The organism is Streptomyces sp. NPDC059895, assembly GCF_042731035.1.
Classification (GTDB): Bacteria; Actinomycetota; Actinomycetes; order Streptomycetales; family Streptomycetaceae; genus Streptomyces.
The window spans coordinates 129,128-155,784 of sequence record NZ_JBHWKO010000002.1 but is presented as its reverse complement, the minus strand read 5'-3'; the positions used below and the strand labels follow the sequence as shown (position 1 = coordinate 155,784).

General features: G+C 73.7%; 22 protein-coding genes. 12 read left to right on the top strand and 10 right to left on the bottom strand.

Annotation, left to right across the window (positions count from 1 at the left end):
• Window positions 1–79 precede the first annotated feature (79 nt).
• Together ACFV9M_RS02665 and ACFV9M_RS02660 are read left to right on the top strand one after the other, a co-directional pair.
• A complete protein-coding gene (locus ACFV9M_RS02665; protein ID WP_385065020.1) occupies window positions 80–823 on the top strand; it encodes a response regulator transcription factor in 744 nt (247 codons plus the stop codon).
• The gene (locus ACFV9M_RS02660) at window positions 820–2,283 is read left to right on the top strand and encodes an ATP-binding protein (RefSeq protein ID WP_385064888.1); all 1,464 of its coding nucleotides are present in this window, start codon (window positions 820–822) and stop codon (window positions 2,281–2,283) included. Before ACFV9M_RS02665 ends, ACFV9M_RS02660 begins: the two co-directional genes overlap by 4 nt.
• A 623-nt stretch (window positions 2,284–2,906) precedes the next feature.
• Here ACFV9M_RS02660 and purU read toward each other — a convergent pair.
• From purU to ACFV9M_RS02630, 6 genes are all read right to left on the bottom strand, one after another.
• Complete coding sequence (purU, locus tag ACFV9M_RS02655; protein WP_385064886.1) at window positions 2,907–3,815, bottom strand: formyltetrahydrofolate deformylase; 909 nt, start codon at window positions 3,813–3,815, stop codon at window positions 2,907–2,909.
• Window positions 3,812–4,684 (bottom strand): methylenetetrahydrofolate reductase, encoded by an 873-nt coding sequence (locus ACFV9M_RS02650; protein ID WP_385064884.1) that lies wholly within the window; start codon window positions 4,682–4,684, stop codon window positions 3,812–3,814. Before ACFV9M_RS02650 ends, purU begins: the two co-directional genes overlap by 4 nt.
• 218 nt (window positions 4,685–4,902) lie before the next feature.
• The gene (locus ACFV9M_RS02645) at window positions 4,903–6,246 is read right to left on the bottom strand and encodes an aminomethyl transferase family protein (RefSeq protein WP_385064881.1); all 1,344 of its coding nucleotides are present in this window, start codon (window positions 6,244–6,246) and stop codon (window positions 4,903–4,905) included.
• A 256-nt stretch (window positions 6,247–6,502) separates the two neighbouring features.
• A complete protein-coding gene (gene folP, locus ACFV9M_RS02640) occupies window positions 6,503–7,378 on the bottom strand; it encodes a dihydropteroate synthase (protein ID WP_385065018.1) in 876 nt (291 codons plus the stop codon).
• A 306-nt stretch (window positions 7,379–7,684) separates the two neighbouring features.
• Complete coding sequence (locus ACFV9M_RS02635) at window positions 7,685–8,677, bottom strand: Lrp/AsnC family transcriptional regulator (protein ID WP_385064879.1); 993 nt, start codon at window positions 8,675–8,677, stop codon at window positions 7,685–7,687.
• A gap of 230 nt (window positions 8,678–8,907) precedes the next feature.
• Complete coding sequence (locus ACFV9M_RS02630) at window positions 8,908–10,608, bottom strand: MFS transporter (protein WP_385065016.1); 1,701 nt, start codon at window positions 10,606–10,608, stop codon at window positions 8,908–8,910.
• Window positions 10,609–10,972: 364 nt separating this feature from the next.
• Here ACFV9M_RS02630 and ACFV9M_RS02625 point away from each other — a divergent pair, with 364 nt between their 5' ends.
• The 7 genes from ACFV9M_RS02625 (at window position 10,973) to ACFV9M_RS02595 (ending at window position 20,914) form a co-directional block, all read left to right on the top strand.
• Complete coding sequence (locus tag ACFV9M_RS02625; protein ID WP_385064876.1) at window positions 10,973–11,872, top strand: LacI family DNA-binding transcriptional regulator; 900 nt, start codon at window positions 10,973–10,975, stop codon at window positions 11,870–11,872.
• 615 nt (window positions 11,873–12,487) lie between these two features.
• A complete protein-coding gene (locus ACFV9M_RS02620; RefSeq protein ID WP_385064874.1) occupies window positions 12,488–14,131 on the top strand; it encodes an ABC transporter substrate-binding protein in 1,644 nt (547 codons plus the stop codon).
• A 74-nt stretch (window positions 14,132–14,205) separates the two neighbouring features.
• The gene (locus ACFV9M_RS02615) at window positions 14,206–16,437 is read left to right on the top strand and encodes an alpha/beta fold hydrolase (RefSeq protein ID WP_385064871.1); all 2,232 of its coding nucleotides are present in this window, start codon (window positions 14,206–14,208) and stop codon (window positions 16,435–16,437) included.
• Window positions 16,434–17,456 (top strand): ABC transporter permease, encoded by a 1,023-nt coding sequence (locus ACFV9M_RS02610; protein ID WP_385064868.1) that lies wholly within the window; start codon window positions 16,434–16,436, stop codon window positions 17,454–17,456. Before ACFV9M_RS02615 ends, ACFV9M_RS02610 begins: the two co-directional genes overlap by 4 nt.
• Window positions 17,453–18,277, top strand: coding sequence for an ABC transporter permease (locus ACFV9M_RS02605; protein WP_385064865.1), 825 nt, complete (start codon window positions 17,453–17,455; stop codon window positions 18,275–18,277). Before ACFV9M_RS02610 ends, ACFV9M_RS02605 begins: the two co-directional genes overlap by 4 nt.
• Entirely contained in the window at window positions 18,277–20,214 is a 1,938-nt protein-coding gene (locus tag ACFV9M_RS02600) for a dipeptide ABC transporter ATP-binding protein (RefSeq protein WP_385064862.1), read from the top strand. The genes ACFV9M_RS02605 and ACFV9M_RS02600 overlap by 1 nt, the downstream gene beginning before the upstream one ends.
• Window positions 20,215–20,290: 76 nt before the next feature.
• A complete protein-coding gene (locus tag ACFV9M_RS02595) occupies window positions 20,291–20,914 on the top strand; it encodes a helix-turn-helix domain-containing protein (RefSeq protein WP_385064859.1) in 624 nt (207 codons plus the stop codon).
• Window positions 20,915–21,017: 103 nt separating this feature from the next.
• Here ACFV9M_RS02595 and ACFV9M_RS02590 read toward each other — a convergent pair whose 3' ends face one another.
• Window positions 21,018–22,412 (bottom strand): MFS transporter, encoded by a 1,395-nt coding sequence (locus ACFV9M_RS02590; RefSeq protein WP_385064856.1) that lies wholly within the window; start codon window positions 22,410–22,412, stop codon window positions 21,018–21,020.
• A gap of 57 nt (window positions 22,413–22,469) precedes the next feature.
• Here ACFV9M_RS02590 and ACFV9M_RS02585 point away from each other — a divergent pair, with 57 nt between their 5' ends.
• The 3 genes from ACFV9M_RS02585 to ACFV9M_RS02575 all read left to right on the top strand — a co-directional run bounded on the left by ACFV9M_RS02585 (window position 22,470) and on the right by ACFV9M_RS02575 (window position 25,498).
• Window positions 22,470–23,141 (top strand): TetR/AcrR family transcriptional regulator, encoded by a 672-nt coding sequence (locus ACFV9M_RS02585; RefSeq protein WP_385064853.1) that lies wholly within the window; start codon window positions 22,470–22,472, stop codon window positions 23,139–23,141.
• A 120-nt stretch (window positions 23,142–23,261) separates the two neighbouring features.
• Complete coding sequence (locus ACFV9M_RS02580) at window positions 23,262–24,653, top strand: flavin-containing monooxygenase (RefSeq protein WP_385064850.1); 1,392 nt, start codon at window positions 23,262–23,264, stop codon at window positions 24,651–24,653.
• Window positions 24,650–25,498: an SDR family NAD(P)-dependent oxidoreductase gene (locus ACFV9M_RS02575; RefSeq protein WP_385064847.1), complete on the top strand. Its 849-nt coding sequence runs from the start codon at window positions 24,650–24,652 to the stop codon at window positions 25,496–25,498. The genes ACFV9M_RS02580 and ACFV9M_RS02575 overlap by 4 nt, the downstream gene beginning before the upstream one ends.
• A gap of 15 nt (window positions 25,499–25,513) precedes the next feature.
• Here ACFV9M_RS02575 and ACFV9M_RS02570 read toward each other — a convergent pair whose 3' ends face one another.
• From ACFV9M_RS02570 to ACFV9M_RS02560, 3 genes are all read right to left on the bottom strand, one after another.
• Window positions 25,514–25,717: a hypothetical protein gene (locus tag ACFV9M_RS02570; protein WP_385064844.1), complete on the bottom strand. Its 204-nt coding sequence runs from the start codon at window positions 25,715–25,717 to the stop codon at window positions 25,514–25,516.
• A gap of 41 nt (window positions 25,718–25,758) precedes the next feature.
• Window positions 25,759–26,271, bottom strand: coding sequence for a GNAT family N-acetyltransferase (locus ACFV9M_RS02565; protein WP_385064841.1), 513 nt, complete (start codon window positions 26,269–26,271; stop codon window positions 25,759–25,761).
• 98 nt (window positions 26,272–26,369) lie between these two features.
• On the bottom strand, window positions 26,370–26,573 hold the full coding sequence (locus ACFV9M_RS02560; RefSeq protein ID WP_385064838.1) for an MbtH family protein: 204 nt from the start codon (window positions 26,571–26,573) through the stop codon (window positions 26,370–26,372).
• Between the last annotated feature and the right edge of the window lie 84 nt (window positions 26,574–26,657).

Genomic DNA, 26,657 nt, shown 5'->3' with positions numbered 1-26,657 from the left:
AGGGGCGCCCGAGGTCTCCGGAGCCGTCAGGGGGTTCATGGTGAGGAGTACACACATGGCGCAGATATCAGGCCGGACGATGGCCAGGACGACGAGCTGCCGGCCGGACGAGTCGCGGCGGGTCCTCGTCGCCGACGACGACCGTGCGGTACGCGAGGCGCTCGCCCGGGCGCTGGAGCTGGCGGGGTACGAGGCCGTCACCGTCGCCGACGGGGTGCAGGCGCTGGCCCGGGCCGGGCAGGACTCCTTCGGTGTGCTGGTCGTCGACGTGGCGATGCCGCACGTCGACGGCGTGGCCGTGTGCCGCGTGCTGCGCGCCGCCGGTGACCGCACTCCGGTACTGATGCTCACCGCCCGCTCCGGCCTCGCGGACCGGGTCGCCAGTCTGGACGCGGGCGCCGACGACTACCTTCCCAAGCCGTTCGAGGTCCCCGAGCTCCTCGCGCGCATCCGGGCGTTGCTGCGCCGGGCCGCGCTGGCACCGGGCTCCGCACCAAAGGCCCAGGAGCCGGACCGGCCCGAGGAGGTGCTGCGGATCGCGTCGCTGCGGATCGTCCCGGCCGCCCGGCTCGCCCGGTGGGGCGAGACCGAACTGGCCCTCACCAGAACCGAGTTCGACCTGCTGGAGCTGCTCGTACGCAACGAGGGCCTGGTCCTGGACCACGCGGTGCTGTACCGGCAGGTCTGGGGGTCCGACGCCGCCGTGGACGTCAAGAACCTGGCGGGTTACATCGGCTACCTGCGGCGCAAACTCGCCGACGCGGGGGCACCCGCCCTGATCCACACGGTGCGCGCTGTCGGCTACGCGGTACGGCGGCCATGAGTCTGCGCTCGCGGTTCGCGCTGGCCTTCGCCACGGTCGGCGCCGTGGTGGCGGCGTTGGTCGGGGTGCTGAGCTACGACGCCGTCCGGGACCGCGTCCTCGCGGAGACCGACCGGAGCCTGCGGTCCCAGACCACGGCCGTGGCGGGCGCGGGGACACAGGCGGCGGCCGTCGCCGAGGCGCTCACCCAGAGCCCCGACCTGTTCCCCGGGGCGGATCTGCCGGGACCGGGCGACGAGGAGGAGCGCCGACCGGTCGTACGGGCCGTGGCCCCCGACGGCACGAGCACCCGCCTCGGTGGCCCGCCGGTCACCCTGCCGGTGCCGGACGCCGCCCGCGCCCTCGCCGCGACCGGGACGGCGGGAGAGTCGTTCACCACCGAGGTCGTCGTGAGCGACACCACCTACCGCGTGCTGACCACCGCGCTGGGCGAGGAGCGCGGGGCTCTGCAGACAGCCGTCGAGGTCGACCAGACCCATCGCGTGCTGCGCGGCATGGCCTTGGAGATCACCGGTGTCAGTCTCGCCGTCACCCTCGTCGCGGCGGGCACGGGCCTGCTGGTCGCGGGGCGCATCACCCGGCGCCTGATACTCCTGACCGAGGCCGCCGAGGAGGTCGGTGCCCATGACCGGACCGACATCGACGATGGGGGTCCGGCGGACAGGCGCGACGAGGTGAGCCGGCTGACCGCTTCGTTCCGCCGGATGCTGGCCCGGCTCACCGCCGCCCGGGAGGCCCAGGAGAGACTGGTGCAGGACGCCGCCCACGAACTGCGGACCCCGCTGACCAGCCTGCTCACCAACGCCACAGTCCTGCGCCACATCGCCGACCTCCCCCCGCACACCCGCGAACGGCTCCTGGACGACGTCCAGGGGGAGACCCGCGAGCTCGGCCGGCTGGTCGACGAACTCGTCGAACTGGCCCTGGCCGGCGGTCGCGACGAGACCGAGGAGCCCGTCGACCTGGCAGTGGTGGCCCGGCGGGCCGCACAGCGTGCGTACCGGCGTACCGGCCGGCTTGTCCACATCGAAGCCGACGACCGCCCGGTCCTCGGCCGCCCCCAGGCACTCGAACGGGCGGTGGACAACCTCCTGGAGAACGCCGCCAAGTTCACCCCGGACGACAGCGAGCCGATCGAGGTGCGCGTCGAACGGGGGACGGTCACCGTCAGCGACCGCGGACCGGGCATCGCCGACACCGACCGGGGCCGCGTGTTCGACCGGTTCTACCGAGCTGACACCGCGCGTTCCCTGCCCGGCTCCGGGCTCGGCCTCGCCATCGTCCGGGACGTCGCCCGCACGCACGGCGGCACCGTGTTCGCGCGAACCCGGCCCGGAGGCGGTGCGGCGGTGGGTTTCGACATGGCGCCATCGCGCGTCCTGCCCGGGCGTCGCGGAACCCGGGAGCCGGGGGCACGTACCGGAGCGTCCCCGGCGGACGGGAAGGCGGCACCGTCATAGCGTTCGGCCGGTCCACGATGTCCTTTGGGCGTGTCCCCCGTCGGCTTGGTCACTGGTCCGGGCTTGTGCCGAGGGTGGTCGTCGGCCTCGCTCCGCGTCGGGGGCAGGCACTGGTACGGGCAGCGGTGACGTGGTGGCGGCCGACGTGGAACGCGTGGGACCGGGCACGTCCGTGGGGGCGAGCCGCCCTCGTGGTCCGGCGTTCGTGTCCGAACCACGGGAGTCGTCTCGCGAGTCCGGGCACGCGGCCGGTGCCCGCGGCCTCGGCGACTCGTGCGGCCACCCTGGCCCGGATGCTCCGGGCGATCCGTGCTCCGTCGATCGTGGTTGTCATGCCGGCGAACCGCTTTCCGCTGGTGACGATCCACCCGGTGAAATGGACCGCGTACCGGGGCCGTGCGCGGGCCCGGCTGTACGGCGCCGGAGGGAACAGGGGCGGCGGCGCCGGAGGGAACCGGCGCGGCGGTGCCGCGACCGGGTGGGGACGGCGCGCCGGGTGCGCGCCGTCCACGCCCTGCGCCGCCCCGGGGATCCGGCGCACGACGAGACCACCGGTCCCTGTGCCGGGCGGTTTCCCTGTCGGGTGCGTTCGGGTGCGTGGGGTGGGGCGGAGGATGTGCCGGTCAGGCGAAGACGATGGTGTGGTTGCCGTTGCGGATGACGCGGTCCTCGGCGTGCCAGAGAACGGCGCGGGAGAGGACGGCGCGTTCGACGTCGGCGCCGCGGCGGGTGAGGTCGGCCGCGGTGTCGGCGTGGCTGACGCGCACCACGTCCTGCTCGATGATCGGGCCCTCGTCGAGGTCCTCGGTCACGTAGTGCGCGGTCGCGCCCACCAGCTTCACCCCGCGTTCCTTGGCCTTGGCGTACGGGCCGGCGCCGATGAAGGCGGGCAGGAAGGAGTGGTGGATGTTGATGATCGGCACCCCGACCTTCTCGATGAAGCCGGCGGAGAGGATCTGCATGTATCGGGCCAGGACCACGAAGTCGACGTTGTCCTTCAGCAGCTTGAGGTGCTCGGCCTCCGCGGCCGACTTGTCCGCCCCCATGGACGGGACGTGGAAGAAGGGGATGCCGAAGCCGCGCACCTCCTCCGCGGTGTCGGGGTGGTTGGAGATCACCATGGCGATGCTGACCGGGAGTTGGCCCTGCCGGTGGCGCCAGAGCAGGTCGAGCAGGCAGTGGTCGGACTTGGAGGCGAAGATCGCGACCCGCTTCGGCACCGACAGGTCGCGCAGGATGTAAGTGAGCCCGTACTTCTTCACCAGTTCCTCGTCGAGGTCGGCGCGCAGCGCGGGCAGGGCGGCCTGGAGGCCGTCCAGGCCGAAGACGGTGCGCTGGAAGAAGGCGCCGCCCTGCGGATTGTCCGAGTACTGGTCGAGGGAGACGATGTTGGCGCCGTGCCGGCCGAGGACGGAGGTGACGGCCGCGACGATGCCGGTGGCGTCGGCGCCCTGCACGATCAGCGAGGCCTGGTGCGCCGGCCCCTGGGCCTTCCTGGCGGCGGGAACCGGTGCGGCCTGGGTGGCGGTCATACGAGGTTGTCCTTCCTGAACTGGGCGATCCACTCGGACGTGGCGCGCAGGCCGCCGAACGTATAGAAGTGGATCTTGATGTCGCCGTGGCGGGCCGGGTCGTAGCCCTCGGCCAGAGCGCGCAGGAACGTGTCGGGACCGGCGGTGCCCATGAGGTTGGTGATCGACAGTCCGTACTTCTTGGCGATGGACGCGCTGGTGCCCACACCGAAGCGGGCGGCGTAGGACATCAGCCGGCGTACGCCGGCCGGGCCGGGGACGCCGATCCGCACGGGGAGACCGATGCCCTGCTCGCGCACCTTCTCGATCCAGGAGAGAACCGGGTCCACGTCGAAGCCGAACTGGGTGATGACGCTGCCTTCGAGCTGCTGCGCGGCGATGGCCGCGGACTTGTCCCGCAGCGCGGACCACAGCACGTCCCCGGTGATGCCGGGGTGGCCCTCGGGGTAGCCGCTGATACCGACGTGCCGGACGCCGTGCTCCTGGAGCAGGCCCGTCTCGATCAGCGCGAGGGAGTCCTCGTAGGGGCCTTCCGGCTTGGCGGGGTCGCCGCCGACGGTGAAGACGTTGTCGCTGGTGCCGTCCGTCTGGAGGGCGGCGAGGAACTCCTCGAACTCGGCCCGCGAGCCGAGGCGGCGGGCGGAGATGTGCGGCACCGGCACGAAGCCGAGGCGCTTGACCGCGCGAGACGCCTCCAGCCGCATCCGCAGGTTCTCGTTGCCGAGGAAGGTGACGTTGATCCGGGTGCCCTGCGGGATGAGTTCGCCGGCCTCTTCCAGTCTCGGGACGTCCTTGCCGGTCATCTCCAGGGAGAAGTCCTCCAGCAGCGAGGTACTCACCGCCGTCCGGGCTGTGCTGAGGGGGTTCATCGTGCTCCTGTTCGACAGAGGAGGGCGGGCCGCGGGGCGCGTGGCCCGAGCGCTGTCGCGGCGGGCTCTTGCCCCTTGGAAAGGGAAGAGAGGGAGGGGTCGGACGGTCGGCCGGAAGCTGGTGACCGCACGCTCCCCCGCCGAAGCGGCCGGCGCCGAGCTCCGCCCGGCCGCCCGGCTCGGGGTGGCCGGCCGGGCAGCCGGGGTCCGCCGGCGGGTTACGCGTTGCGGCGGTACTCGGTGCGGGCGTGCCGGTCGAAGGGGCTCGGCTGGACGGTGGCGCGGATGCGCGGGAACCCGAGGTCGGCCTCGGGGTCGGTACCGAGTCCGGGGTGTTCACCCCAGACCACGGTCACCTCGGTGCCGGGCTCCGCGTGAGCGGAGTCGATCAGCGTCTGCGCCAGGACGGTGCCGACCGGGTCGATCGACGCGGTCTGCATGGTGGTGCCGACCAGACCGGCCGAGGTCTCCACCCGGTGGCGGGCGTAGGTGAGGACGAAGCCGGGGTCCTCGCCCCCGCCGATCACCCGGCGCACGTCATCGATGTCGAACACCAGGGTGGCCTTGGTGCGGCGGGGCTCGTCCTTCGCCTTGAGCAGGGCGTCACGGCCGTGGAAGTCGTGGCCGAAGTGGATCAGCTTGCCGTAGCCCAGCTCGTAGGGGGAGACGTAGTAGTCCTCGATGTCCTCGGAGAAGTAGCTGCCGTGCAGCGGGCGCTTGCCCTCGATACCGAACAGCGGCAGCCAGGCACGGTACTCGGCCAGCTCGGGGTCGCTGTAGATGCCGGGGACCGGCGAGGGGATCCAGCCGCTCTCCACGCTCGGTGTCGCGTAGGCCAGCGCGCCGACCTGCACCAGGCCCAGCGGCTCACCCGCCTCGAGGAACGCCTCATGGACGTACGCGGCGTGCTCCCAGGGGCCGATGAACTCGTAACCGGCCTGACCGGCCATACCGTGGCGCAGGGCCTTGAAGGCGCGGCCGTCCAGGGTGACCGGCGTGGAGTGGAAGAACTTCGTCTCCGGGACCGGGCCGCCGAAGACCTTCCCGATCAGTTCCAGTGCCAGCGGCCCCTGGATCTGATAGCGGAACAGCTTCGGGTCGCCGCCACCGGGACGGAAGGCGGAGGACGGGTCGGTGGTGAAGGAGACGTCGTAGCCGGCCTTCTCCGCGTGGTACCGCACCCAGTGCTGGGAGGCGGGGACACCGCTGAGCACGTAGGCGTTCCCGGCCTCCCGGGAGAGGATGCCGTCGGTGACGATGTGGCCGTGCCGGGTCACCGGGACGTACTGCTTGGCCTGGCCGATCGCGAACGCCTCGAAGTTGTTCGCACCGTACTCGGCCAGCACGCGGGTGGCGTCCGGGCCCTCGATCCACATGTCGAACATGTGGTGCGAGAGGTCGAGGAGCGCCACGCCCTCGTGCCAGGCGCGCTGCTCGGCGCGCCAGCCGACGAACTCGCGGTCCACGACCTCGGGCGTCCACGGCTCGGCACCCGGCTGCCACAGCAGGCCGATGGGCGAGCCGGCCTCGTCGATGCCGTCCTGAAGGCTGGGGGCTGTCATGCGACTCCTTCTTTCAAGCGGTGTTCAAGCGACGCCTCAAAAACTAGATCGATCTAGTTCACTGCGGTTCTCGTGCGGCCCAGTGGGGGCGGATCATCGATCAGCCCGGGTGCTGAGACGTCATCGATCACTCGGGCGCTGAAACGTCATTGACCACCCGGGCACTACAACGATCTGAAGCTGAAGCAATCTGGGGCTGTCTGGGGCTGTCTGGGGCTGTCTGGGGCTGTCTGGGGCTGTCTGGGGCTAAAACGATCTAGCGCACGCTAGCAGAAGGGGCTCGTCCTGGCGAGACGCGCGTGACGCCCGCCGCGGCTCGCGGGTCACGGGGCGCCGGGACGCGGCTGACCCAGGCCGCGGCCATGCACACCGCGTGAAGGCTGGAGCGGACATCGTGCACCCGCACACACATGACCCCTGCGGCCGCCGCGAGCGCGGAGACGGCCGCTGTCGCGGCGTCCCTCGCGTCCGGCGCGCAGGCGCCGCCTGCCCAGCCGCTCAGGGCGGCCCCGATGAAGCGCTTCCTGGACGCGCCCACGAGCAGCGGGAAGCCCGCCGAGCTCAAGGCGTCCAGGCGGGACAGCAGTTGCCAGTCGTGGTCGGCACGCTTGGCGAAGCCGAGGCCGGGATCGAGGATGACGCGCCCGGGGTCCACGCCGGACGCGGTGAGGCTGTCCACGCGGGCCAGCAGTTCGGAGGTGACCTCGCCGACGACATCGCGATAGAGGGCGTAGTGCTCCATCTCGCGGCTGGGAGCGCGCCAGTGCGTGACGACGTAGGGAACCTCGGCCGCGGCCACGGTCGCCGCCATGTCGGAGTCGGCCAGACCACCGCTGACATCGTTGACCAGGCACGCACCGGCCTTCACCGCGGCATGGGCGACTTCGGCGTGCATGGTGTCCACGCTGACGGCCACACCTTCGCGCACCAGCTCGCGCACCACGGGCACGACCCGGGACAGCTCCTCGTCCACCGGAGTGGGCTCGGCTCCCGGCCTGGTGGACTCCCCGCCGACATCGACGAGGTCGGCGCCCTCCCGGGCCATCCGCAGGCCGTGGCGGACCGCCCGCCCGGTGTCGGCGTACCGGCCACCGTCGGAGAACGAGTCCGGGGTCACGTTGAGGATGCCCATCACCAGGCACCGGCCGGGCCGCGGGAGTCCGTCGAGCGGACCGGGTGACGGCCGCGCGCCGACGAAGGGGACTGTGTCGATCACGGCGGGAGAGACCTCCTCCGCCCGCGGGCCGCCGGCCCGCGCGCTGGAAAGCTGAATCGAGATGGCGGACACGTTACAACGGATTACTAAATCGTTCTAGCCCGGCGGATGTCTTTTCGTCGCCTCCAGCGTCGGAGGCGGCTGGCGCGCGATGGGAACGGGTCACCTCGCGTGCGGTGACGGGTGCGGGTCGGCCCGACCGGGCCGGTTCCCGGTCAGGTCTCAGTGCCGCCGAGGGGCGTACGTGAGGGTCTTCACCTGCCGGAGGGTGGGCACCGTTTCGACGGCTCTTACGCCCTGTATCGAGCCGACCCGATCGGCCAGGTAGGTGAACAGTTCCGCCGTGGTGCGGCAGAGCACCGAGACCACGACGTTGGCCTCGCCGCTGACGACGGCCGCGAAGCGGACTTCGCGGTGGCCGGCGAGGGCCTGACCGGTCGAGCGCAGGCGGTTCGGTTCCACCCGCAACCAGAGCACCGCTTCGGTGCCGTGTCCGAACGGCTCGTGGTCGTACTCGATGTCGAAATAGAGCACCCCTGCCCTGCGGAGTGCTCGGACGCGCCGCTTGATCACGGACTCCGTCTGCCCGGTCGCCGACGCGAGGTCGATCGCTGTCGTACGCCCGTCCTGGCGCAGCAGTTCCAGCAGCTTCTCGTCGAGCGCGTCCAGGACGACCGCCTCCGCCGCTGTCTCGGGCGGGGCCGGCCGCAGAGCCGCTTCCTGCGCCGGGTCCAGCGCGTCGATCTTGTGGAGCCAGCCGAGCGGTCCGCCGTAGAAGTGGTGCAGGACGCAGTAGGCGCCCACCGAGGTGACGCGGCGGGTGCGGGGGAGCCGGTCCAGGAGCAGTTCGTCACGATCCTGCTGGTTGCGTGGCTTCATCGCGCACATCACCTCGGTGCCGCCGGACATCAACCCGATGTACGAGGTGTCGGGACGGCGGGCCAGAGCGTCCGCCAACGGCTCCGCCGCGTCGGGGTTGCAACGCAGCCGGACGATCCAGTTGGTGCGTCCCAGCCTGCTGTGGTCGGCCGTACCGAGCACCTTGAGCCGGGCCTCGGTGCGCAGCCGCCGGTAGCGGCGGGCGATGGTCTGGTCGGAGACGCCCAGGACGTCGGCGATCCGGCTGAAGGGCGCACGGCCGTCCAGTTGCAGGGCCTGCAGCAGGCGCAGGTCGAGTGCGTCGGGCTGGTACACGGGGCTGTCTCCCAGGGTCACGCGGTTGTTCTGCTGCGGAGAGTCCCACGGAGCCGGGTTGTCCGTCGCGAGCGGTTCGACACGCGTGGCTGTGCCCCGGCCCCCCATGGCGGGGGCCGGGGACGTGCGCGGCCGGAGCCCGCCCCGTCCCCACGGGTGGGCCCGGCATCGCCCCGCTGCTCCGCTCCCGCGGGGCGACGATCCACGGGCGCCCGGCGTGCGGCCTTGCGCGAGTCCGTGGAGACCGGGTGCTAGGGGTGCTGATGGGGATCGGTTGCGGCGGTGGGGGCGGGTCTGCCGTGCCCGGTTCCGGCCGTGCGGACTCCCGCCGTGCCGACTCCGGCCGTAGGGGCTCCGGCCGTGCCGGCTCCCGCCGTGCCGACTCCGGCCGTAGGGGCTCCGGCCGTGCCGGCTCCCGCCGTGCGGGCTCCCAACGCGCCGGCTCCCGCCGTGCTGCCCGAGGCGACCGGAGCGGCGGAGCCGCCCTGGGCGGGCCGCAGAAGCAAGGCCGCCACCGCGGCGCCGAACAGCATGACGACGCCCGACACCACCAGGCACCACTGGAGTCCGTCCAGGAAGGACTGCGACAGAGCGTTCAGAGCCGGTCCGGTGGCCTGGCCCAGCGGCAGGCCGGCGACGGCTCCGAGGCCATCGGCGTCCACGGCTTCCAGGACCTCGCCACTGGTCGAGCCCGGCAGCCCGGCGGCCGCGAGGTGGTCCGGCAGCGTGTCGGCCGCCCTGCCGGTCAGCAGTGCGCCCAGGATGGCGGGGCCGAGGGCGCCGCCGACCTGACGGAAGGCGTTGTTGCCCGCCGCCGCCATGCCCGCTCGGTGGTGCGGGACCGAGGAGACGGCGGTCGCGGTGATGCAGGGGAAGGCCAGTCCGAGCCCGAGGCCCAGCAGAGCCAGGCGCCAGGCCAGCGAAGCGAAGGACGTGTCGGTGCCGACGTTCGTCAGCGCGAAGAGGGCCGCGGCCGTGATGACCAGACCGCCGGCGATCAGCACACGCGGCGACAGGTACCGCATCAGCCGCCCCACGGCCGTCCCCAGGACCATCGGCGGCACGGTGACCATCAGCAGCCGCAGGCCGGCCTCCAGGGTACTGAGCTGCTGCACCATGCCCAGATACAGGCTGAGGACGAAGAAGAAGCCGATCAGACCGAGGAAGCTGATCATGACGACCAGTGCGGAGCCGGTGAACGCGGCACTGCGGAACAGCGTCAGATCGAGCATCGGGCTCGGGCAGCGCCGCTCGAACACCACGAACGCCGCGCCGGAGCAGACCGCGACGGCCAGGGCGACGAGGACCCGGACGTCGGCGAAGGACGTGGCCCCACCCTCGATGACACCGTAGACCAGGGCCACGATCGCGACGGCGGCGGTGATCTGACCCGGCCAGTCCAGCTTCCGCTCGACCTGGGACGTGGACTCCTTGAGTACGAAGGCCGCGATCACCATCGTCAGAAGCGACAACGGGATGGGCAGCAAGTAGATCCAGCGCCAGGCGAAGTGCTCGACGACGACACCGGCGATGAGCGGGCCGACGGCCAGGGAACCCATCATCGACGTCGTCCACAGACCGATGTACCTGCCCCGCTCACGCGGATCCGGAACGGCGTGGCTGATGAGCGCCAGGGTCATGGGCAGCAACGCGGCGGCGCCCGCCCCGAGCAGGGCCTGTCCGATCCACACCTGGGCGATGGACCGGGCGGACAGGGCGACCGCGGCGCCCACCACGCAGAAGCCGAGACCGGCCTGGAAGACCCTCTTGCGCCCGTGAACGTCACCGAAGACCCCGGCGGTCAGGATCAGCGCGGCCACCGGCAGCACGAACGCGTCGGACACCCACGACAGATCCGCGGTCGACGCGTCGAGGGCCTTCTGGATCACCGGAAGGCTCACGGAGACCGTCGTCACCGGGAAGTACCCGACGAACACCCCCAGACAGGCCATGGCCAGGGTCGCTGAACGCCGGTCACGGCGTCGTTCCACCACTGCTGCACTCACTCAGGACTCCTTCGCGGCGGTGGACGGGCCACCGTCGGTCGTACGACTCGGGAACTATGGAGTCCGTACGGCGAGCGGGGCGAGCCAGGTGCGCTCCCGGGACCGAATCCGACACGACAGGCAGCCGCGAACTCGGAAAACGCCACCGCCGGGCGGCGGGGAGCGGCTGCGGCAGGAGGTCGGCGGGGCGGTGGCGGGCGCACCGGTGTCCGGCGGATCCCTAGAATGGCGGTGCGCCGTCCCCGAGGAGGGGCGACAACGCATCGGAGCAGGGGTGATGGGCAGTTCCGGAAGAGTCACGCTGAACGACGTGGCGGCGGCCAGCGGTGTTTCCCGCGCCACCGTGAGCTTCGTCCTCAACGACGATCCCCGCCAGACCATCTCGGCGGCGACCCGGGACCGGGTCAGGCAGGCCGCCCGTGACCTCGGCTACGTACCGCACGGGGTGGCGAGGGCGCTGCGCGAGGGCTCGTCCCGCGTCGTCGTGCTGAACATCGAGGCGGGCATGGAGGGCAAGTACTCCCGCAGCTACGTGCACGGACTCGACGCGGAACTGGCCGCGCACGATCACGTCCTGCTCGTCCGGCACGGCCACCACACTCCGCAGTCCACCCAGCAGGTCCTGGACGCCATCGCGCCCCGCGCGGTCATCCGTTTCGGCGAGACCTACCTCACCGGCCGGGAACTGGACGACCTCGGCGGGGGCTGGCGCGACGGCCTCGCCGCCCACTCCGCACTGCAGCTGCGTCATCTGGTCGAGCACGGCCACACCCGTATCGCCATGGGCCTGCCCGACACCGAGTCCCCGCTCGCCGCGGCCCGCCTGAAGTTCACCGGGCACGCCGCGCGGAACCTGGGCGTTCCCGTCCCGGACTCGTTCGTCACCCCGCTCGAGCGCTCGGCCTGCGCCGAGGCCGTCGAGGCGTTCCTCACCCGGGCGCCCGAGGTGACCGCGATCGCCGGATTCAACGACGATGTCGCGCTGCGCGTGCTCCGGGCCGTGTGCGACCTGGGTCGCCGGGTGCCGGACGACGTGGCGGTCATCGGCTTCGACGACAACGGCTACGGCGCGTACACCACTCCCGCGCTGACCACGGTCAACGTCGACGCCGAAGCCCACGGCCGGCTCAGCGCCCGCCTCGCCCTGGGACTCGCCACCGAAGGCCTCCGCCCGCCGCCCGCGCAGGTCGTCGTCCGCCAGTCGGTCTGACCCGCACACCTCCGCCGTCCGTGTCCCGACGTCCGGACAGCACAGGCAGGACGACGCGCCCGCGTCGCGGCTCACAGCCTGCTGGAGCGGTGCCTCACGGGTAGCGTTCAGCCCTCGGAGTCTCACCAGCCAGGCGTCCCGCGGAGTCTCACCAGCCAGGCGTGCGGCACCACGCCGGCGCAGTGCCCCGTCCGCACGGCGGAAGCCTGAGCGCCGGGCCGCCCGCGATGCGGTTCCCCAGCGGGTCCCGCAATCCGTCATCGCGCCCGCAGCCGCCACCATGGCCGCTACCTCCGGCATCGCCGCCGACGGCTGGTACCTGGCGGGAGGCCCTGATGCCGCGCGGTGCCTGCCCGGCACCGCGCGGCAGCTCAGCTGCGCCACCGCAAGGGACATGACCCACCCCCGGCCATCACCACCGAGTCTCACCCCCGGCACCCACCACCGGCACCCACCACCGGCTACCGATAACGACACCCGCCACCGACACCCGACCCCCGACCGTGAGACCGCACATAGACCTCCTTTGACACCCTCAAAGCTTTACGTATAGCTTCCGTGCCCAGTTGGACATTCTCAGTGGACGCTATGGCGTGCATCAGATAGGTGGTTCCCGTGCATTCGGAGCTGAACGGACACTTCGGTCGACGCACATTCCTGCGCGCGACGGGAGCGGGTGTCGGTGTGCTCGCCGCCTCGGCGATCCTCTCCGCGTGTTCGCCTCAGCCGAGGGACGGCACGGGCGGCGACGGCGCGACCACTCCGGCCCAGGGCACCGATACCCCGATCGACACCCTCACCCTGGCGCTGCCCTCCTCCATCTCCACCCTGGACGTCAGCCGCGAGTCGGGCATCCTCAACTACGTCGTGGCGTCCCTGGTGCAGGAGTCCCTGCTCTCGATCAGCCCCACCGGACAGCTCCAGCCCGGCCTGGCCGAGTCCTGGAAGCAGCCCGACGCGAAGACGTACGTGTACACCCTGCGCCGCGGCGCCCGGTTCTCCGACGGCGCCGCCCTCACCACCGACGACGTGCTCGCCTCGATAGAGGCCGCCCGCGACGGGTCGAGCACCCTCGCCTACGCCTGGGCCGGCGTCGCCTCCGTCAAGGCCACGGGGGCCCGCGAGATCACCGTCCGGCTCAAGGAGCCCGACGCCGCCTTCGCCTGGACCCCGACGCCCGGCTCCCTGCTGATCAGCAGCAAGGCGTTCCTCAGCCGGCACAAGGGCTCCGTGGGCACCCCCGAGACGCTGCTGCTGGGCTCCGGTCCCTACAAGGTCACGGCTTTCGCCGCCGACGACCACGTGCGGCTGGAACGCAACGACGCCTGGTGGGGCGACAAGCCGTCACTGCGCTCGCTGACGCTGTCCTTCATCCCCGACGCCGGGACCCGGCTGGTCGCCATGAAGTCGGGGTCCGTCGACGGGGCCCTGGACCTGCCCTCCGACGAGGCCCGCACCTGGGAGTCGGCCGCCCAGGTCACCTACACCGGCGACCGTTCGGTGGTCGCCCTGGCCTTCGACACCGCCCAGGCCCCCTTCGACGACGTCCACGTCCGCCGCGCCTTCGCGTACGCCGCCGACCGGACCGGCATGACCGACGGCCTCCTGCACGGCAAGGCGGACGTCGCGGGCACCCTGGTCTCGCCGGAGATGTGGGGCGACCTGCTCTCCGACGCCGAGGTGAAGAGCGCCTACGACGCCCTGCCCGACTACGCCTTCGACCTGGACAAGGCGAAGGCGGAGCTGACGAAGTCGGCGCACCCGGACGGCATCTCCCTCTCCCTGACCTACCCGAGCAGCGGCCCCCAGCTCGGCAAGGCGGCGCTGGCCCTGGCCGCCTCCCTGAAGAAGCTGGGCATCACGCTCGACGTCAAGGAGGTGACACTGGAGCAGTGGATCGCCGACCTCGTCCCTGGCAAGAAGCCCCTGCAGTTCCTGTGGTACTTCCCGGTCACCGGTGATCCGTCCGAGCTGACCAACGCCTATCTGGACAGCTCGGCCACCGCGACGAACCTGGCGCACTACGACAACGCGACCGTCGACGGCGCCCTGGCCGACGCCCGCACGACGACCGACCGGACCGAACGCGGCAAGCACCTGCTGACCGCCGTCCGCACAGCCGCGGCCGACCTGCCGTACCTGCCGCTGTGGTGGGCGCAGACGGCCACGGCCCTCTCCCAGGACCTCGTGCTGGAGCAGCCCGGCGCGTTCGCCCTGATCGGCCCGTGGGCGGCGCGGCTGAAGAAGGCCGCCTCCTGAGACCGGGTGCCGGGCCGCTCCCCCCGCGGCCCGGCACCCACCCGCCCCCCGACGACCTGATGAACGGAACCCGCATGCCCACCACCACCGCCCGTCCCCCTGACCCCGCCGCGACGGTCCGCCGGGTCCGGGAGGCGATGTCGGACCTGTGCGGGCCGTCGGAAGCCAGGATCAGCCCGGACGGTCACCAGGTGGCGGTCACCGTCTCGGGTCCCCGGGGCACCGACGTCCTCGTCGTCCCCGCGGACCCGGACCAGGAGGCCGCGGAGCCGCCCCGTCCCGGCGCGCCGGCCCGCCACACCCCGCGCTGGCTTCCGGACTCCCGGACGGTGCTGCTGATCGCCGAACCGGACCGCCCCGGGCCGCCGCTGCTCACCGCCTGGGACACCCTCACCGGCGCCCGGAGCACCCTGGCGTCCGTCCCGGGCGCCGTCGAGGACCTGCTGGTCTCCGACGACGGCACCGAGGTGCTGCTGCTGACGGCGGACGACGGCGCCGAGCGCGACGGCATGACCCTGGGGCTGCCCGTCCGGCTGGGACCGGATCCCGCCCCCGAGTCGTTCCGGCCCGGCAGCGGGCGGCGCCGCCTGCTGCACGGGCTGCTCCCGTCCCCCGACGCCCTCACCGGCCAGGCCGCGGCGGAACGGATCGCACTGCGGGACGCCGGGCCGCACGGGCTGACCGTCTGGAACGCGGCCTGGCGCGGCGGCCGGACGGCCGTCGCCACCGTCTCCGAGGAAACCCTGCCCGCGGGCTACTACCACGCCCGGCTGGCCCGTATCGACCTCGCGGACGGCAGCGCCGTCACCCTCCACCAGCCCCGCGGGCAGCTCGCGGCACCCGCGCTCAGCGCCGACGGACGGCGTGCGGCCGTCGCCGAGGGCATCTCCATCGTGGCCGGGCGCCCCCTGCTGGCCGATCTCGCGGACGGCACGGTGACGACCCAGGCGGCCGCCGAGGACGTCACCTGGCTGCTGCCCGACCCGGACGATCCCGCGCGCCTGCTCACGGCCGGGCCGCGCGGCACCGGCACCCGGATCGCCGAGGTCCGCCTCGACGGCGCCGCGCCCGGCGGGGCCGCGGTGACCGTGGTGCGGGAGGAGCAGGCCTGGCTCACCGGAGCGGCGTTCCAGCCCGTCCTCACGCTCAGCGCCGACGGCCGGACCGCCGCGACCGTGAGGGAGGCCCCCGGGTCGCCACCCCGGGCCGTGGTGGCACCGACGACCGGGCCGCACGCCTGGTCCTGGCGCCCCGTCACCGCCCCCGACCCGGCCGCCGCGCGCGGCGAACGGGGCTTCGGCGACCTGGCCCGGGTCCGCACCCGGCAGACCACGTGGACCGCGTCCGACGGCCGTCCCGTACACGGCCTCCTGCTGGACGCCCCGGACGTCCCCGCGCCCACCGACGGGAACGGCACCCGGCCGGGGCCGCGTCCGCTGGCCGTCGTCCTGCACGGCGGCCCGTCCTGGCTGTGGTCGGCCGGGTACGCGCCGGCCGACGTGCTGGGCGTGGGCCCCGCGCTGGCCGCGGCCGGCTGGCTGGTGCTGCTGCCCAACCCGCGCGGCAGCAGCGGCTACGGCCTCGACCACGCCCGGGCCGTGATCGGCGCCTTCGGCGACGGAGACCTCGACGACGTCCTCACCGGCGTCACGCACCTCACCGCCGCGGGCGCGGCCCTGCCCGGCCGGGCCGCGGTGCTCGGCCACAGCTACGGCGGCTGGCTCGCCGCCCTGGCCGCCGCCCGCACCGACGTCTTCCGCGCCGCGGTGGTGGTCTCCGCGCCCGCAGACTGGCTCAGCTTCGCCCACACCTCCGTGATCGGCGGCGGATACGAGCGCACGTACGACATCGGCGATCCGGACACCGCCGCCGGACGGTCCGCGCTGATCGACCGCTCCCCCGTCTTCGCGGCCGGCGGAGCCGGCACGCCCACGCTGATCCTGCACGGCGAGCGGGACCGCGTGACGCCCGCCGGGCAGGCGCACGAGCTGTACCGGGCGCTGGCCCGGCGGGCGACCGCCCCCGTCGAACTGCACGTCTATCCCGGCGAGGGCCACGAGTTCACCGACCCCGGCCACCTGCTGGACGCGGCCGTCCGCGCCGAGGCCTGGCTCGCACGGCACGTCGTCGTCCCCCGGACCGCCCGGTCCGCGAGTGCTGGTCCGAGATCCGCGGATGCCGGCCCGAAGTCCGCGGATGCTGGTTCAGAGTCCGCGGATGCCGGCCCGAAGTCCGCGGATGCTGGTTCAGAGTCCGCTGGTGCTGGTCCGAAGTCCGCGGACGCCTGCCCGAAGGACACACCGTGACCGCCCCGAGCCGGCCCGAAGCCCCGGCCGCCGCGCCCGCCTGGCACGCCCGGCTGCGCGCCGCGCTGCCCGCCCGCCTCGTGCTGCGCCGGCTGGCCGGCACCCTCGGACTGCTGTTCGTCCTGTCCGTCGCGGTGTTCGCGCTGCTCCGGCTCGCCCCCGGCGACCCCGCCCGCACCCTGCTGGGCACCCGCGGCGCCACCCCCGAGGCGCTGGCCTCGGTGCGTGCCGCCCATCACCTCGACGACCCCGTCGCGGTGCAGTACGGGCGGTGGCTGGCCGACGCGCTCCACGGCGACCTGGGTACCTCCATCCGTACCGGCGAGGCCGTCTCGGCCGCGCTCGGCGACCGGCTCGCGCTCACCGCGGAGCTGGTCCTGGCCGGGTTCGCCGTTGCCCTGCTGCTCGGTCTGCCGCTGGGCGTCCTCGCGGGTCTGCGGGCCCGCAGCGCCGTGGACCGCGCCGTGCAGGGCCTCGGCGTGCTCGCCCTGTCCACCCCCGCCTTCGCCGGCGGGCTGGTCCTCATCTACGTCTTCTCCCTGATGCTGGGCTGGCTGCCCGCCTACGGCCCCGGCACCGGCGGCACGGACCGGCTGGCGCACCTGGTGCTGCCCGGGATCACCCTCGGCCTGGCCGTCACCGCCGTCCTGCTCAAGCTCACCCGGGCCGCGGTGGTGCGCGAACTGGGCCGGGAGCACGTCACCTTCGCCCTCGCCCGGGGCGTGCCCACCCGCACCGTCCTGCTGCGCTACGTGCTGCGCGGCGCCGTCGTCCCGGTCACCACCGGCATCGGCCTCGTCCTGGCCTACCTGCTGGCCGGCACCGTCATGGTCGAGCAGGTCTTCGCGCTGCCCGGGCTGGGGCAGCTCCTGGTGCAGTCGGTCACCTTCAAGGACGTACCCGTGGTGCAGGCCGAGGCACTGCTCATCGCGGCGCTGGTCTGCCTGGCCAACCTCGTCACCGACCTCACCCACCCCCTCGCCGACCCCAGGCTGCGCACCTCGAAGGGACAGGCATGAACACCAGGACCACCCGGCGCGGCTCCCGGGTCCTGACCTCGGTGTGCTCGGTGGTCGGACTGCTGCTGCTCGTCGCCGCCGTCGCCGGCCAGTGGGTGTTCCCCGACTGGGGCCGGCAGGACCTGATGACCGGCGCGGCCATGCCCGGCGGTGGCCATCCGCTGGGCACCGACGCACTCGGCCGCGACATCCTCCAGATGGTGGTGGCCGGTGCCCGCGGCACCCTCCTGGGGGCCGCGCTCGTCGCGCTGGGCTCCATGCTGATCGGGAACGTGCTGGGCCTGGCGGCCGGCTACCTGGGCGGCCTCACCGACGCCGTGGTGCGCCGCTGGGCCGACCTGCTGCTGGCCCTGCCCGCGCTGCTGGTGACCATCGTGGTGGCCGGTGTCGGCGGCGGGGGCTACGCGCTCGCCGTCGGCGTGCTCGTGGTGCTGACCTCGCCCGGAGACATCCGACTGGTCCGCTCGGCGGTCCTGGAACAGCGCCACCGCGCCTACGTGGAGGCCGCCCGCACCCTCGGCCTGCCGCAGGTGACGGTGATGGCCCGGCACATCTGGCCCAACGTGCTGCCGGTCGCCGTGGCCAACACCATGCTCAACTTCGCCGGTGCCGTCGTCGCCCTGTCCTCGTTGTCCTTCCTGGGCCTGGGCGTGCCGCCCGGGGCGCCCGACTGGGGCCGGATGCTCGCCGAGAACCGCACGCTGCTGTACGACAACCCGTCGGCCGCCCTCGCCCCCGCCGTCGCGGTCGTCGTCTCCGCGGTGGTGCTCAACCTGCTCGGTGACCGGCTGTTCGAGGCCCGCTCCGACCGGAGGTCCTGATGTCCGACGCACCCGACACCGCTCCCGCCGCCGGGCGGAACGCCGTCCCCCTGCTGGACGTCACCGGGCTGCGCGTCGTCGCGCGGCGCGCCGGGGCCGAGCCCGCGACGGTCCTGGACGGGATCGGCCTGTCCGTGGCGCCCGGGGAGTGCGTGGGCGTGGTGGGCGAGTCCGGCAGCGGCAAGTCCCTGGCGGTACGGGCCGTCGCGGGGCTGCTGCCCGACGGCGTGAGTGTCACCGACGGCAGTGTCCGGCTGGCCGGCCAGGGGGTGCTGGGGCTGGCACCGGCCGCCCGGCACGCGCTGCGCGGACGGCGCGTCACGCTGCTCATGCAGGACCCGTTCACGATGCTCCATCCACAACTCACCTGCGGCCGGCAGATCGCCGACGGGCTGCGGGCGGACCTGCCGGTCCTGGCCGCCGCCCGCGGCCGCCGGGCCCGGCGCCCGGCCGTACGCGCCGAGGTCGTCCGCCGGCTGTCCGAGGTGGGTCTGGAGCCGGGCGTCGCCGACCGGTACCCGCACGAGCTGTCCGGCGGCATGCGGCAGCGGGTCGCCGCCGCGGCGGCGCTGGCCGGCGACCCGGACCTGCTCATCGCCGACGAGCCCACGACCGCGCTGGACGCGGCCAGCCAACGCGCCGTCCTGGACCTGCTGCGGGGGCTGCAACGCCGGCGCGGCATGGGCCTGCTGCTGATCACCCACGACCTCTCCGTCGCGTTCTCCACCTGCGACCGGGTGTACGTGCTGTACGCGGGCTCGGTGCTGGAGGAGGGTGCCGCGGCCGAGCTGCGGCACCGGCCCCTGCATCCGTACACCGCGGCGCTGCTCGCCGCCGAGCCGTCGGTGCGCACCCGCTACGAGCGGCTGCCCACGGTGCCCGGTTCCGTGCCCCCGCCGGGTGCCCGCGGTACCGGCTGCCCGTTCGCCGGCCGCTGCGCCCACACCGCTGCCGAGTGCCGCACCGGCCCCGTACGGCTGCGGCCCCCGCGGCCCGGTGGCGCACCGGCCGCGGAGGGGAGGCTGTCCGCGTGCGTGCGCCTGGCGGAGATCGGTACGGCGCTCGCCACGGCTGTCCCGCCCGCGTCGGCGCCGCACGGTCCCGGACCGGCTGACGGGCCGGCGGCGCTGCGCGTGACGGGCGTGCACCGCACCTTCCGCGGGGACGGCGGGAGCCACCCGGCGGTGCGGGACGTGTCGCTGACCGTGCCCCGGGGCCGGATCACCGCGCTCGTCGGGGAGTCCGGGTCCGGCAAGACCACGCTGGCCCGCATCGCCGTCGGTCTGGAACGGTTCGACGAGGGCCGGGTCGAGGTGGGCGAGGTCGCCCTCGCGCCCGGACGGCTGCCCACGGGCGCGGAGCGGTCCCGGCTCGCCGACGAGGCGCAGATCGTCTTCCAGGACCCCTACTCCTCGCTCAACCCGCTGCGCACCGTGGGCGCCACGCTCACGGAGGCGCTGGCCGCCGCGGGCCGGGACGCGGACGCCCCGCGCGGCGATCGCCGGCGGCGGCTGCGGGCCCGTGCGGAGGAACTGCTGACCCAGGTGGGCCTGGACCCCGCGTACGCCGCCCGTCGACCGGGCGGGCTCTCCGGCGGTGAACGCCAACGGGTCGCTCTGGCCCGTGCGTTGGCGGCCCGGCCCCGGCTGCTGATCTGCGACGAGGCGGTCGCCGCGCTGGACGTGTCGGTGCAGGCCCAACTGCTGGACCTGCTGGCCGACAGACAGCGCGCGGAGGGTTTCGCCGTCCTGTTCATCACCCACGACCTGGGCGTGGTGCGGCAGATCGCCGACGAGGTGGCCGTGATGTACCGGGGTGAGCTGGTGGAGCACGGATCGGTGTCCGACGTGCTGGACCGGCCCCGGCACGCCTGGACCCGGCGGATGCTCGACGCCGTCCCCGCCGGCGCGCACGCCGGTCCCGGTAGCAGCGCCTAGACTGACGCCGACCAGCGAGCATGTGCCCGAACGACGACCAGTCACGTTCCGCCGACCGAGCCGCCGAGGAGGAAGGGTGCCGTCCACCCCCGCCGTCCCAGCCCAGCCGGAGGACCCGTCCGCCGCGCCGCGCGTCCCACGCCCCCCGGCCGGCGAGAGCTCCGTCCGCGACGCCCTGTCGGTGAACCTCAACCGCAGCCGTCTCGCCCGGGGTTGGAGCCTGCGCGAGCTGTCCGCGGCCACGGGCGTCAGCAAGGGCCTGCTGTCGCAGATCGAGCGCGGCGAGGCCAACCCGACGCTGGACGTCGTCACCCGCATCGCCGGCGTGCTGGAGACCGACCCGGCCGAACTGCTGCGCCGCTCCCTGCGCCGGCCGGAGATCCTGCGCGCCGCGGAACTCGCCGAGCCCGAGGGGGAGTCCGCCGTGAACCTGCTGTTCGCGGCGTACGGCCACGGCCGGTTCGAGGTCTACCGCTCCCGTCTGCATCCCCATGCGCACAGTCAGCTCAGCTCGCACGGTGCCGGGTCGGTCGAGTACGTGATGGTGGTCTCCGGCCGTGTGACGCTGATCGTCGACGACCTCCCGTACCACCTGCACGCCGGTGACAGCGCCCGCTTCGACGGACGGGCCAGCCACTACTACACGACCGAGGAGAGCCCGGCCACCACCCACAGCATCGTGGCCTACCCCCTCGCCTGACCGCACGGACGGCGACACGGCTGTCGACCGGGCCTCCGATGCGATGTCGGAAAGGCCACGCCGCCCGGGCCGCAGGTGGTCACGAGGCGTCGCTGACCAGGCGTCACGAGGCGTCGCTGACCAGGCGTCGCGAGGCCTCCGCTGCGCGCAGGCGACGGTCGAGGGTGTAGCCGCGCTGGATGAGGAGGGCGAGCAGCATCAGGGCCGCCGGCAGCAGTCCGAAGCCCAGGCGCAGGGCGGTGAGGGCGGTGCCGGGCTGGGTCACCGTCTGGCCGGCCGTGCTGGCGGCAAAGCCGCTGAGGGCGAGCAGTCCGGCGTAGAGGTAGGGGCCGAGCGCAGCGCCGGTCGCCTCGGCCGCGGTCCAGACCCCGGTGTAGGCGCCGGCCGTGGAGGTGGCTCCGTTCGCCTCGATCACGTCCGGCATCATCGAGAAGGGCAGCAGTTGCATCGCCGCGAAGGCGATACCCAGCACCGCCACCGCGCCGACCAACGCGGGCAGTCCGAGCGGCCGCCCGACGGCGAGGGCCAGGGAGCCGAGCGTGAAGACCCCCTGTGCGACGAGGAGCAGCGGCTGCTTGCCGAAGCGGCGTGCGGCGGCGACCCAGGCCGGGGTGGCGACCACGGCCGGCGCCACGAAGGCGGCGACCAGGACAGTGGTGAGCCGGGGGCGGCCGAGTTCGTACTCGGCGTAGTAGGGCACGGCGGCAAGCACCAGGTGGCTGGTGGTGGACATGGCCAGGTACGAGCCGGTGAGCAGTCGGAACTGGCGGTCGCGCAGCGCGGTACGCAGGGCGCCGAGGCCGCCGAGGCGGGCAGCCGGGACCGGTGCGGGCACCGCGGCGGTGAGGCGGCGTACGCCGTGGATGCCCAGTGCCATCGTGGCCAGCATGCCGAGGCCGAGCATCACGCCCATCCGCACATAGCCCCCGCGGGTGGGGTCGTCGTGCCCGGTGATCAGCGGCGCGACCAGGCCGCAGACCAGGATGCCCGCGGTGAGCACCACCATCCGGAAGCCCATCAGGCGGGTGCGCTCGGCGTAGCCGATGCCGAGGTCGGCCGGGGCGGCGAGGTAGGGCACCTGGTAGAGGGCGAAGAGCAGGTTGCCGCAGACGCAGGCGACGGCCACCCAGGCCGCCGCGGCCGGACCGGTGGTGCCGCCTGGTGGTGCGAAGAGCAGGGCGAAGGCGACCGGCAGAGCGCAGGCGGCGGCCATCAGCCGGCGCCGGTGGCCGCGGCGGGCCAGGTCGGCGTCGGAGAGCCGGCCCACCCACGGGTGGAGCAGCACGTCAGCGATCTTCGGCAGCAGCAGCACCAGCCCGGCCAGGGCAGGGGCGACTGCCAGAACGTCGGTGAGGAAGTAGAGCAGCAGCAGGCCCGGCACGGTGACCCAGGCCCCCATGGCCAGTGAGCCGCCGGAGAACATCAGCAGCCCGCCGAGGGGCAGCCGGTTCCCGCGCGCGGGCGCGTCAGGCGCCACCGTCCGGTTCGCCTGCGACACGTGTCCACCCCTGCCCATAATCCAACGTTCGCTGGATAGTAAGGCAGGATGGCGGATATGACGACTCCCCGGCGCCGCCCAGGGCGGCCACGCCTCGCCGAGCAGCGCGCCACCGCCGATCTGATCGTGGAGGCGGCCACCGGACTGTTCGCCCGGCACGGCTTCGATGCGGTCGGGGTCCGCGACATCGCGACGGCGGCCGGAGTGGACGTGTCCACCGTCCATCACCACGTGGGCACCAAGGCCCAGCTGTACGACGCCTGCTTCGCCCGCGTGTTCGAGGCCGAGCGGGCCGCACTGCGCGAGGCCGCCGAGGCGGCGCTGGGCGCGGTGGCGGCCTACGGTGAGGCCGCCGGGGACGCGGCGGCCCGTGCCGCACTCGCGGCCCTGCACGAACTGCTCGACGCCTTCGTCGACTTCCTCGAGGACCGTCCGGAGACCACCGCGCTGTGGCTGCGCCGCTGGCTGGAGCCGGAGCGGCACGCGGAGTTCGACGCCCGGTACGCGACCCCCCTCTACCGCCAGGTCGAGCAGGCGCTGGCGGAGGCGGACGCGGCGGGCCTGCTGACCGAGCCGGTTCCGCACATCGCCGTGCGCAGCCTGGTCTGGGCGGTGCACGCGCATGTGGTGAGCCTGCTCTCCGGGCGGGCCGGCGCGCGGGAGCGCCGGGAGCTGCGGGCCTTTCTGCACCGCTGGATGGACCGGATGTACGGGCCGGGCGCCGGCTGACCCCGCCCCTTCCGTCCCCGGCGTGCCTTGACGCGCCCACCGGCGCGGCCGCATGATGCCTGGGCCATCAATCCAACGGCTGATGGATTAATTGCCACCAAGTGCGTCAGGGAGGCCGGCATGCTCGGGGAGCCCCGGGTCGTGGTGATCGGTGCGGGACCGGCCGGACTGGCGACGCTCAAGGCGCTCGCCGACCGGGGGGTGTCCGCGCTCTGCTTCGACTCCGGCGACCGCCCCGGTGGCCTGTGGGTCCTCGGAGCGCCGGGTTCCTCCGCCTACCGGACCCTGCACCTCAACACCTCCCGGCGGCGCACGGAGTTCGCCGACCACCCGATGCCCGTCGAGTGGCCGGACTATCCGGACCACACCCGGATCGCCGAGTACCTCGCCGGCTACGCCGACCGCTTCGGGCTCGGTGACTCGATCCGCTTCCGGCACACCGTGCGGCAGGTCACCCGCTGCGACGACGGGTCCTGGCGGGTCACCGCCGACGGCCCGGACGGCCCGGTCACCGTGGCCGCCGAGGCGGTCGTGGTCGCCAACGGGCACAACAGCACCCCCCGGCTCCCCACGCCCCCCTACCCGGGCACGCCCGCGGTCGAGCAGTTGCACAGCCACGACTACCGCGGTCCGGAGCAGCTCGCCGGACGGCGGGTGCTGGTGGTCGGAGGCGGCAACTCCGCCATGGACATCGCGGTCGACGCCTCGCACACGGCCACGGCCACCCTGCTCTCGCTGCGCCGAGGGGTCTGGATCGTCCCCAAGTACCTGCTCGGCAAGCCCTCCGACAGCCTCAACGGCGCGCTTGCCCGGCGGCTGCCCTGGCGGGTGCGCCAGCGGATCAGCCAGGCCATGATCACCGCGGCCGTGGGGCGGCCCGGGCGCTACGGGCTGCCGGCCCCCGCCCATGGTTTCCTGCAGGACCACCCGACCCTCTCCGACACGGTGCTGAGCCGGATCACCCATGGCGAGATCGGGGTCCGCCCGGGGATCAGCCGGATCGACGGCTCCACGGTGACCTTCACCGACGGCCGTACCGACCCGGTCGACCTGGTGGTGTGGTGCACCGGCTACCGGGTGGAGATCCCCTTCCTCGACCCGGCGCTGCTGAGCCCGGGCCCGGACGCGCTCCACCTCTACCGGCACGTCTTCCCGCTCGACACCACCGGGCTGTTCTTCGTCGGGCTGATGCAGTCCACCGGCTCCGCGCTGCCGGTGGTCGAGGCGCAGGCCCGGCTGGTCGCCGCCCACCTGGCCGGCGAGTACGCCCTGCCGGACCCGGCCGCCCAGCGCGCCGACTGCGCGGCGGACCTGCGCGCTGCCACCGCCCGGTGGGGCGGACGCCGGCCCGCCATGCGGATCGACTTCGACGCCTACCTCGCCCTGGCCGCCCGGGAGCTGACCGAGGGTGTCCGACGCCGTCGCGCGGGCCGCGGGGTGACGTACGGAGCGCCGCCGCGCCGGGCGGCCCCGACCGCTGCCGTGGCCACCAACCAGGGAGAATCCGCATGACCACGCTCACCGGCCGCCGCGTGATCGTCACCGGCGCGGCAGGCACCTTCGGCCGGCTGCTGTGCGAGCGGCTCACCGCCGCCGGCGCCCGGGTGGTCGGGCTCGACCTGCGGGACGGCGCGGTCGGCGAAGTGCCCGTACTCGGCGCCGACCTGACCGACCCGGAGGCAGGCCCGGCCGCCGTGGCCGCCGCCGTGGAGCGCCTCGGCGGACTCGACCTCCTGATCAACAACGCCGGGGTCGGCGGCCCCGCCCCGGCCGAGCTGCCCCCGGACGCGGCGGTCCACCGGCAGCTGGAGGTCAACCTGCTGGCCGCCTGGCGGACCACCGCCGCCGCGATCGGAGCGCTGGAGACCTCGCGCGGACGGATCGTCTTCGTCGCCAGCCGGATGGCCTTCATGGCGCTGCCGCTGGCCGCCGGGTACGGCGTCAGCAAGCGTGCGGTGACCGCCTACGCCGACGCACTCCGGCTCGAGGTCGGCACCCACATCGGGGTGAGCGTGGTCCACCCGAGCATGGTCGCCTCACCGATCCACGACGCCTCGGCCGCCGCCGGACTCTCTCTCGACGGCGTCTCCCGGCACGAGCCGCTGGAGGGCGTGGTCGACGCGATCCTGCGTGCCGCCACCGCCCGCAAGGCGCCGCGCGACGTGGCCACCACCGGTCGCGGCCGGATCGAGATCGCGCTCGCCCGGCACTGCCCCGGTCTCGCCGACCGGCTGGTCCGGCGCACGGTCGCGGGCCGGATCCGGGCCGGCGACCTCGACCGGGCACCGCTCGCCGCAGGCATGGTCCGGCGGCACCGCGCCACCGCCTCGGGCTCGGGTCTTCCCGGCCGGCCGTAGGCCGAGCGGGCCGGGTCAGCGGGCGCCGGCCGGGGCGATGCCGTGGAACAGGGTGGCCACCGGGTTGCCGGCGGCCTGCTTCTTCGCGGGGGCCAGCGACTTGGAGCAGGTGGCCTTCGTCGTCGAAGCCCGTCCCGCGCGGAAATCCCCGTTCGCACCGTTGACCAGGTCGTCTGTCCGGGAGGGGGCAGGCTGCTCGCCGGTACTCGTTGATGACACGCCCGCGGGTGCGCCGTGACGCTCCCGGCCGGCGCCCGGTGTCAGTCCGGGTCGGTCGTCGGGATCACCATCATCCGGGTCACGGTGCCGTCGTCGCCGACCACGTCGCGTACGTGCCGGAAGCCCATGCGGCGGCACAGTGCCAGGCTGGCGGTGTTGCCGGCGCCGACCATGCCGTAGGCCTCCTTCAGGCCCAGGTCGGCGGCGGCGTGGCGGAGCAGGCCGCGGACCGCTTCGGTGCCCAGGCCCCGGCCCCAGTGCCCGGGGGCGAGGGCGGTGATCAGTTCGTGGCCGTCGACGTTGCCGGTCTTCTTCACCTCCGCGTGGCCGACGTAGACCTCCTCGCGCCACAGTCCCCACACGTCGAACCTGCGCTGGGGGTAGACGTCGGTGAGGATGGCGCGGAACAGCGTGCGGAGGTCGGCTTCCGGCACGCGCTCCTGGCCCATCCAGCGGCAGACCTCCTCGTCGCGCAGCAGGGCCACGAAGACGTCCTCGTCCTCGGGGCGGTAGGGCCGGAACGTGAGTCGTTCGGTGTGCAGTACCGGTGTCATGACGGCTCCTCGGGACGGGCCGGCGGCGGGCGGGGCGCGGGCCGGGGCGCGGTTGCGGGACGCACCCCGGCCGGTCCTTCGCGGTCGCGCGGGACGTGTCAGGCTTCGACGTTCTCCATGCGCTCCCGCAGGCTGCGCGGGCGCATGTCGGTCCAGACCTCGTCGACGTAGGCGGAGCACTCCGCCTCCGTGCCCTCCTTGCCGACGGGCTGCCAGCCGGCGGGCACCTCCACGTCGACGGGCCACAGCGAGTACTGCTCCTCGTCGTTGCGCAGCACCTGGTAGCGGGTGTTCTCGTCCATGTCTGTCGGTCTCGCTCTCTCGGGTTCGGTGGGGGTCGGGCGACGGGCCGGTGGCGGGGTGTCCGGCGGTGGGGCGCGGGCCGC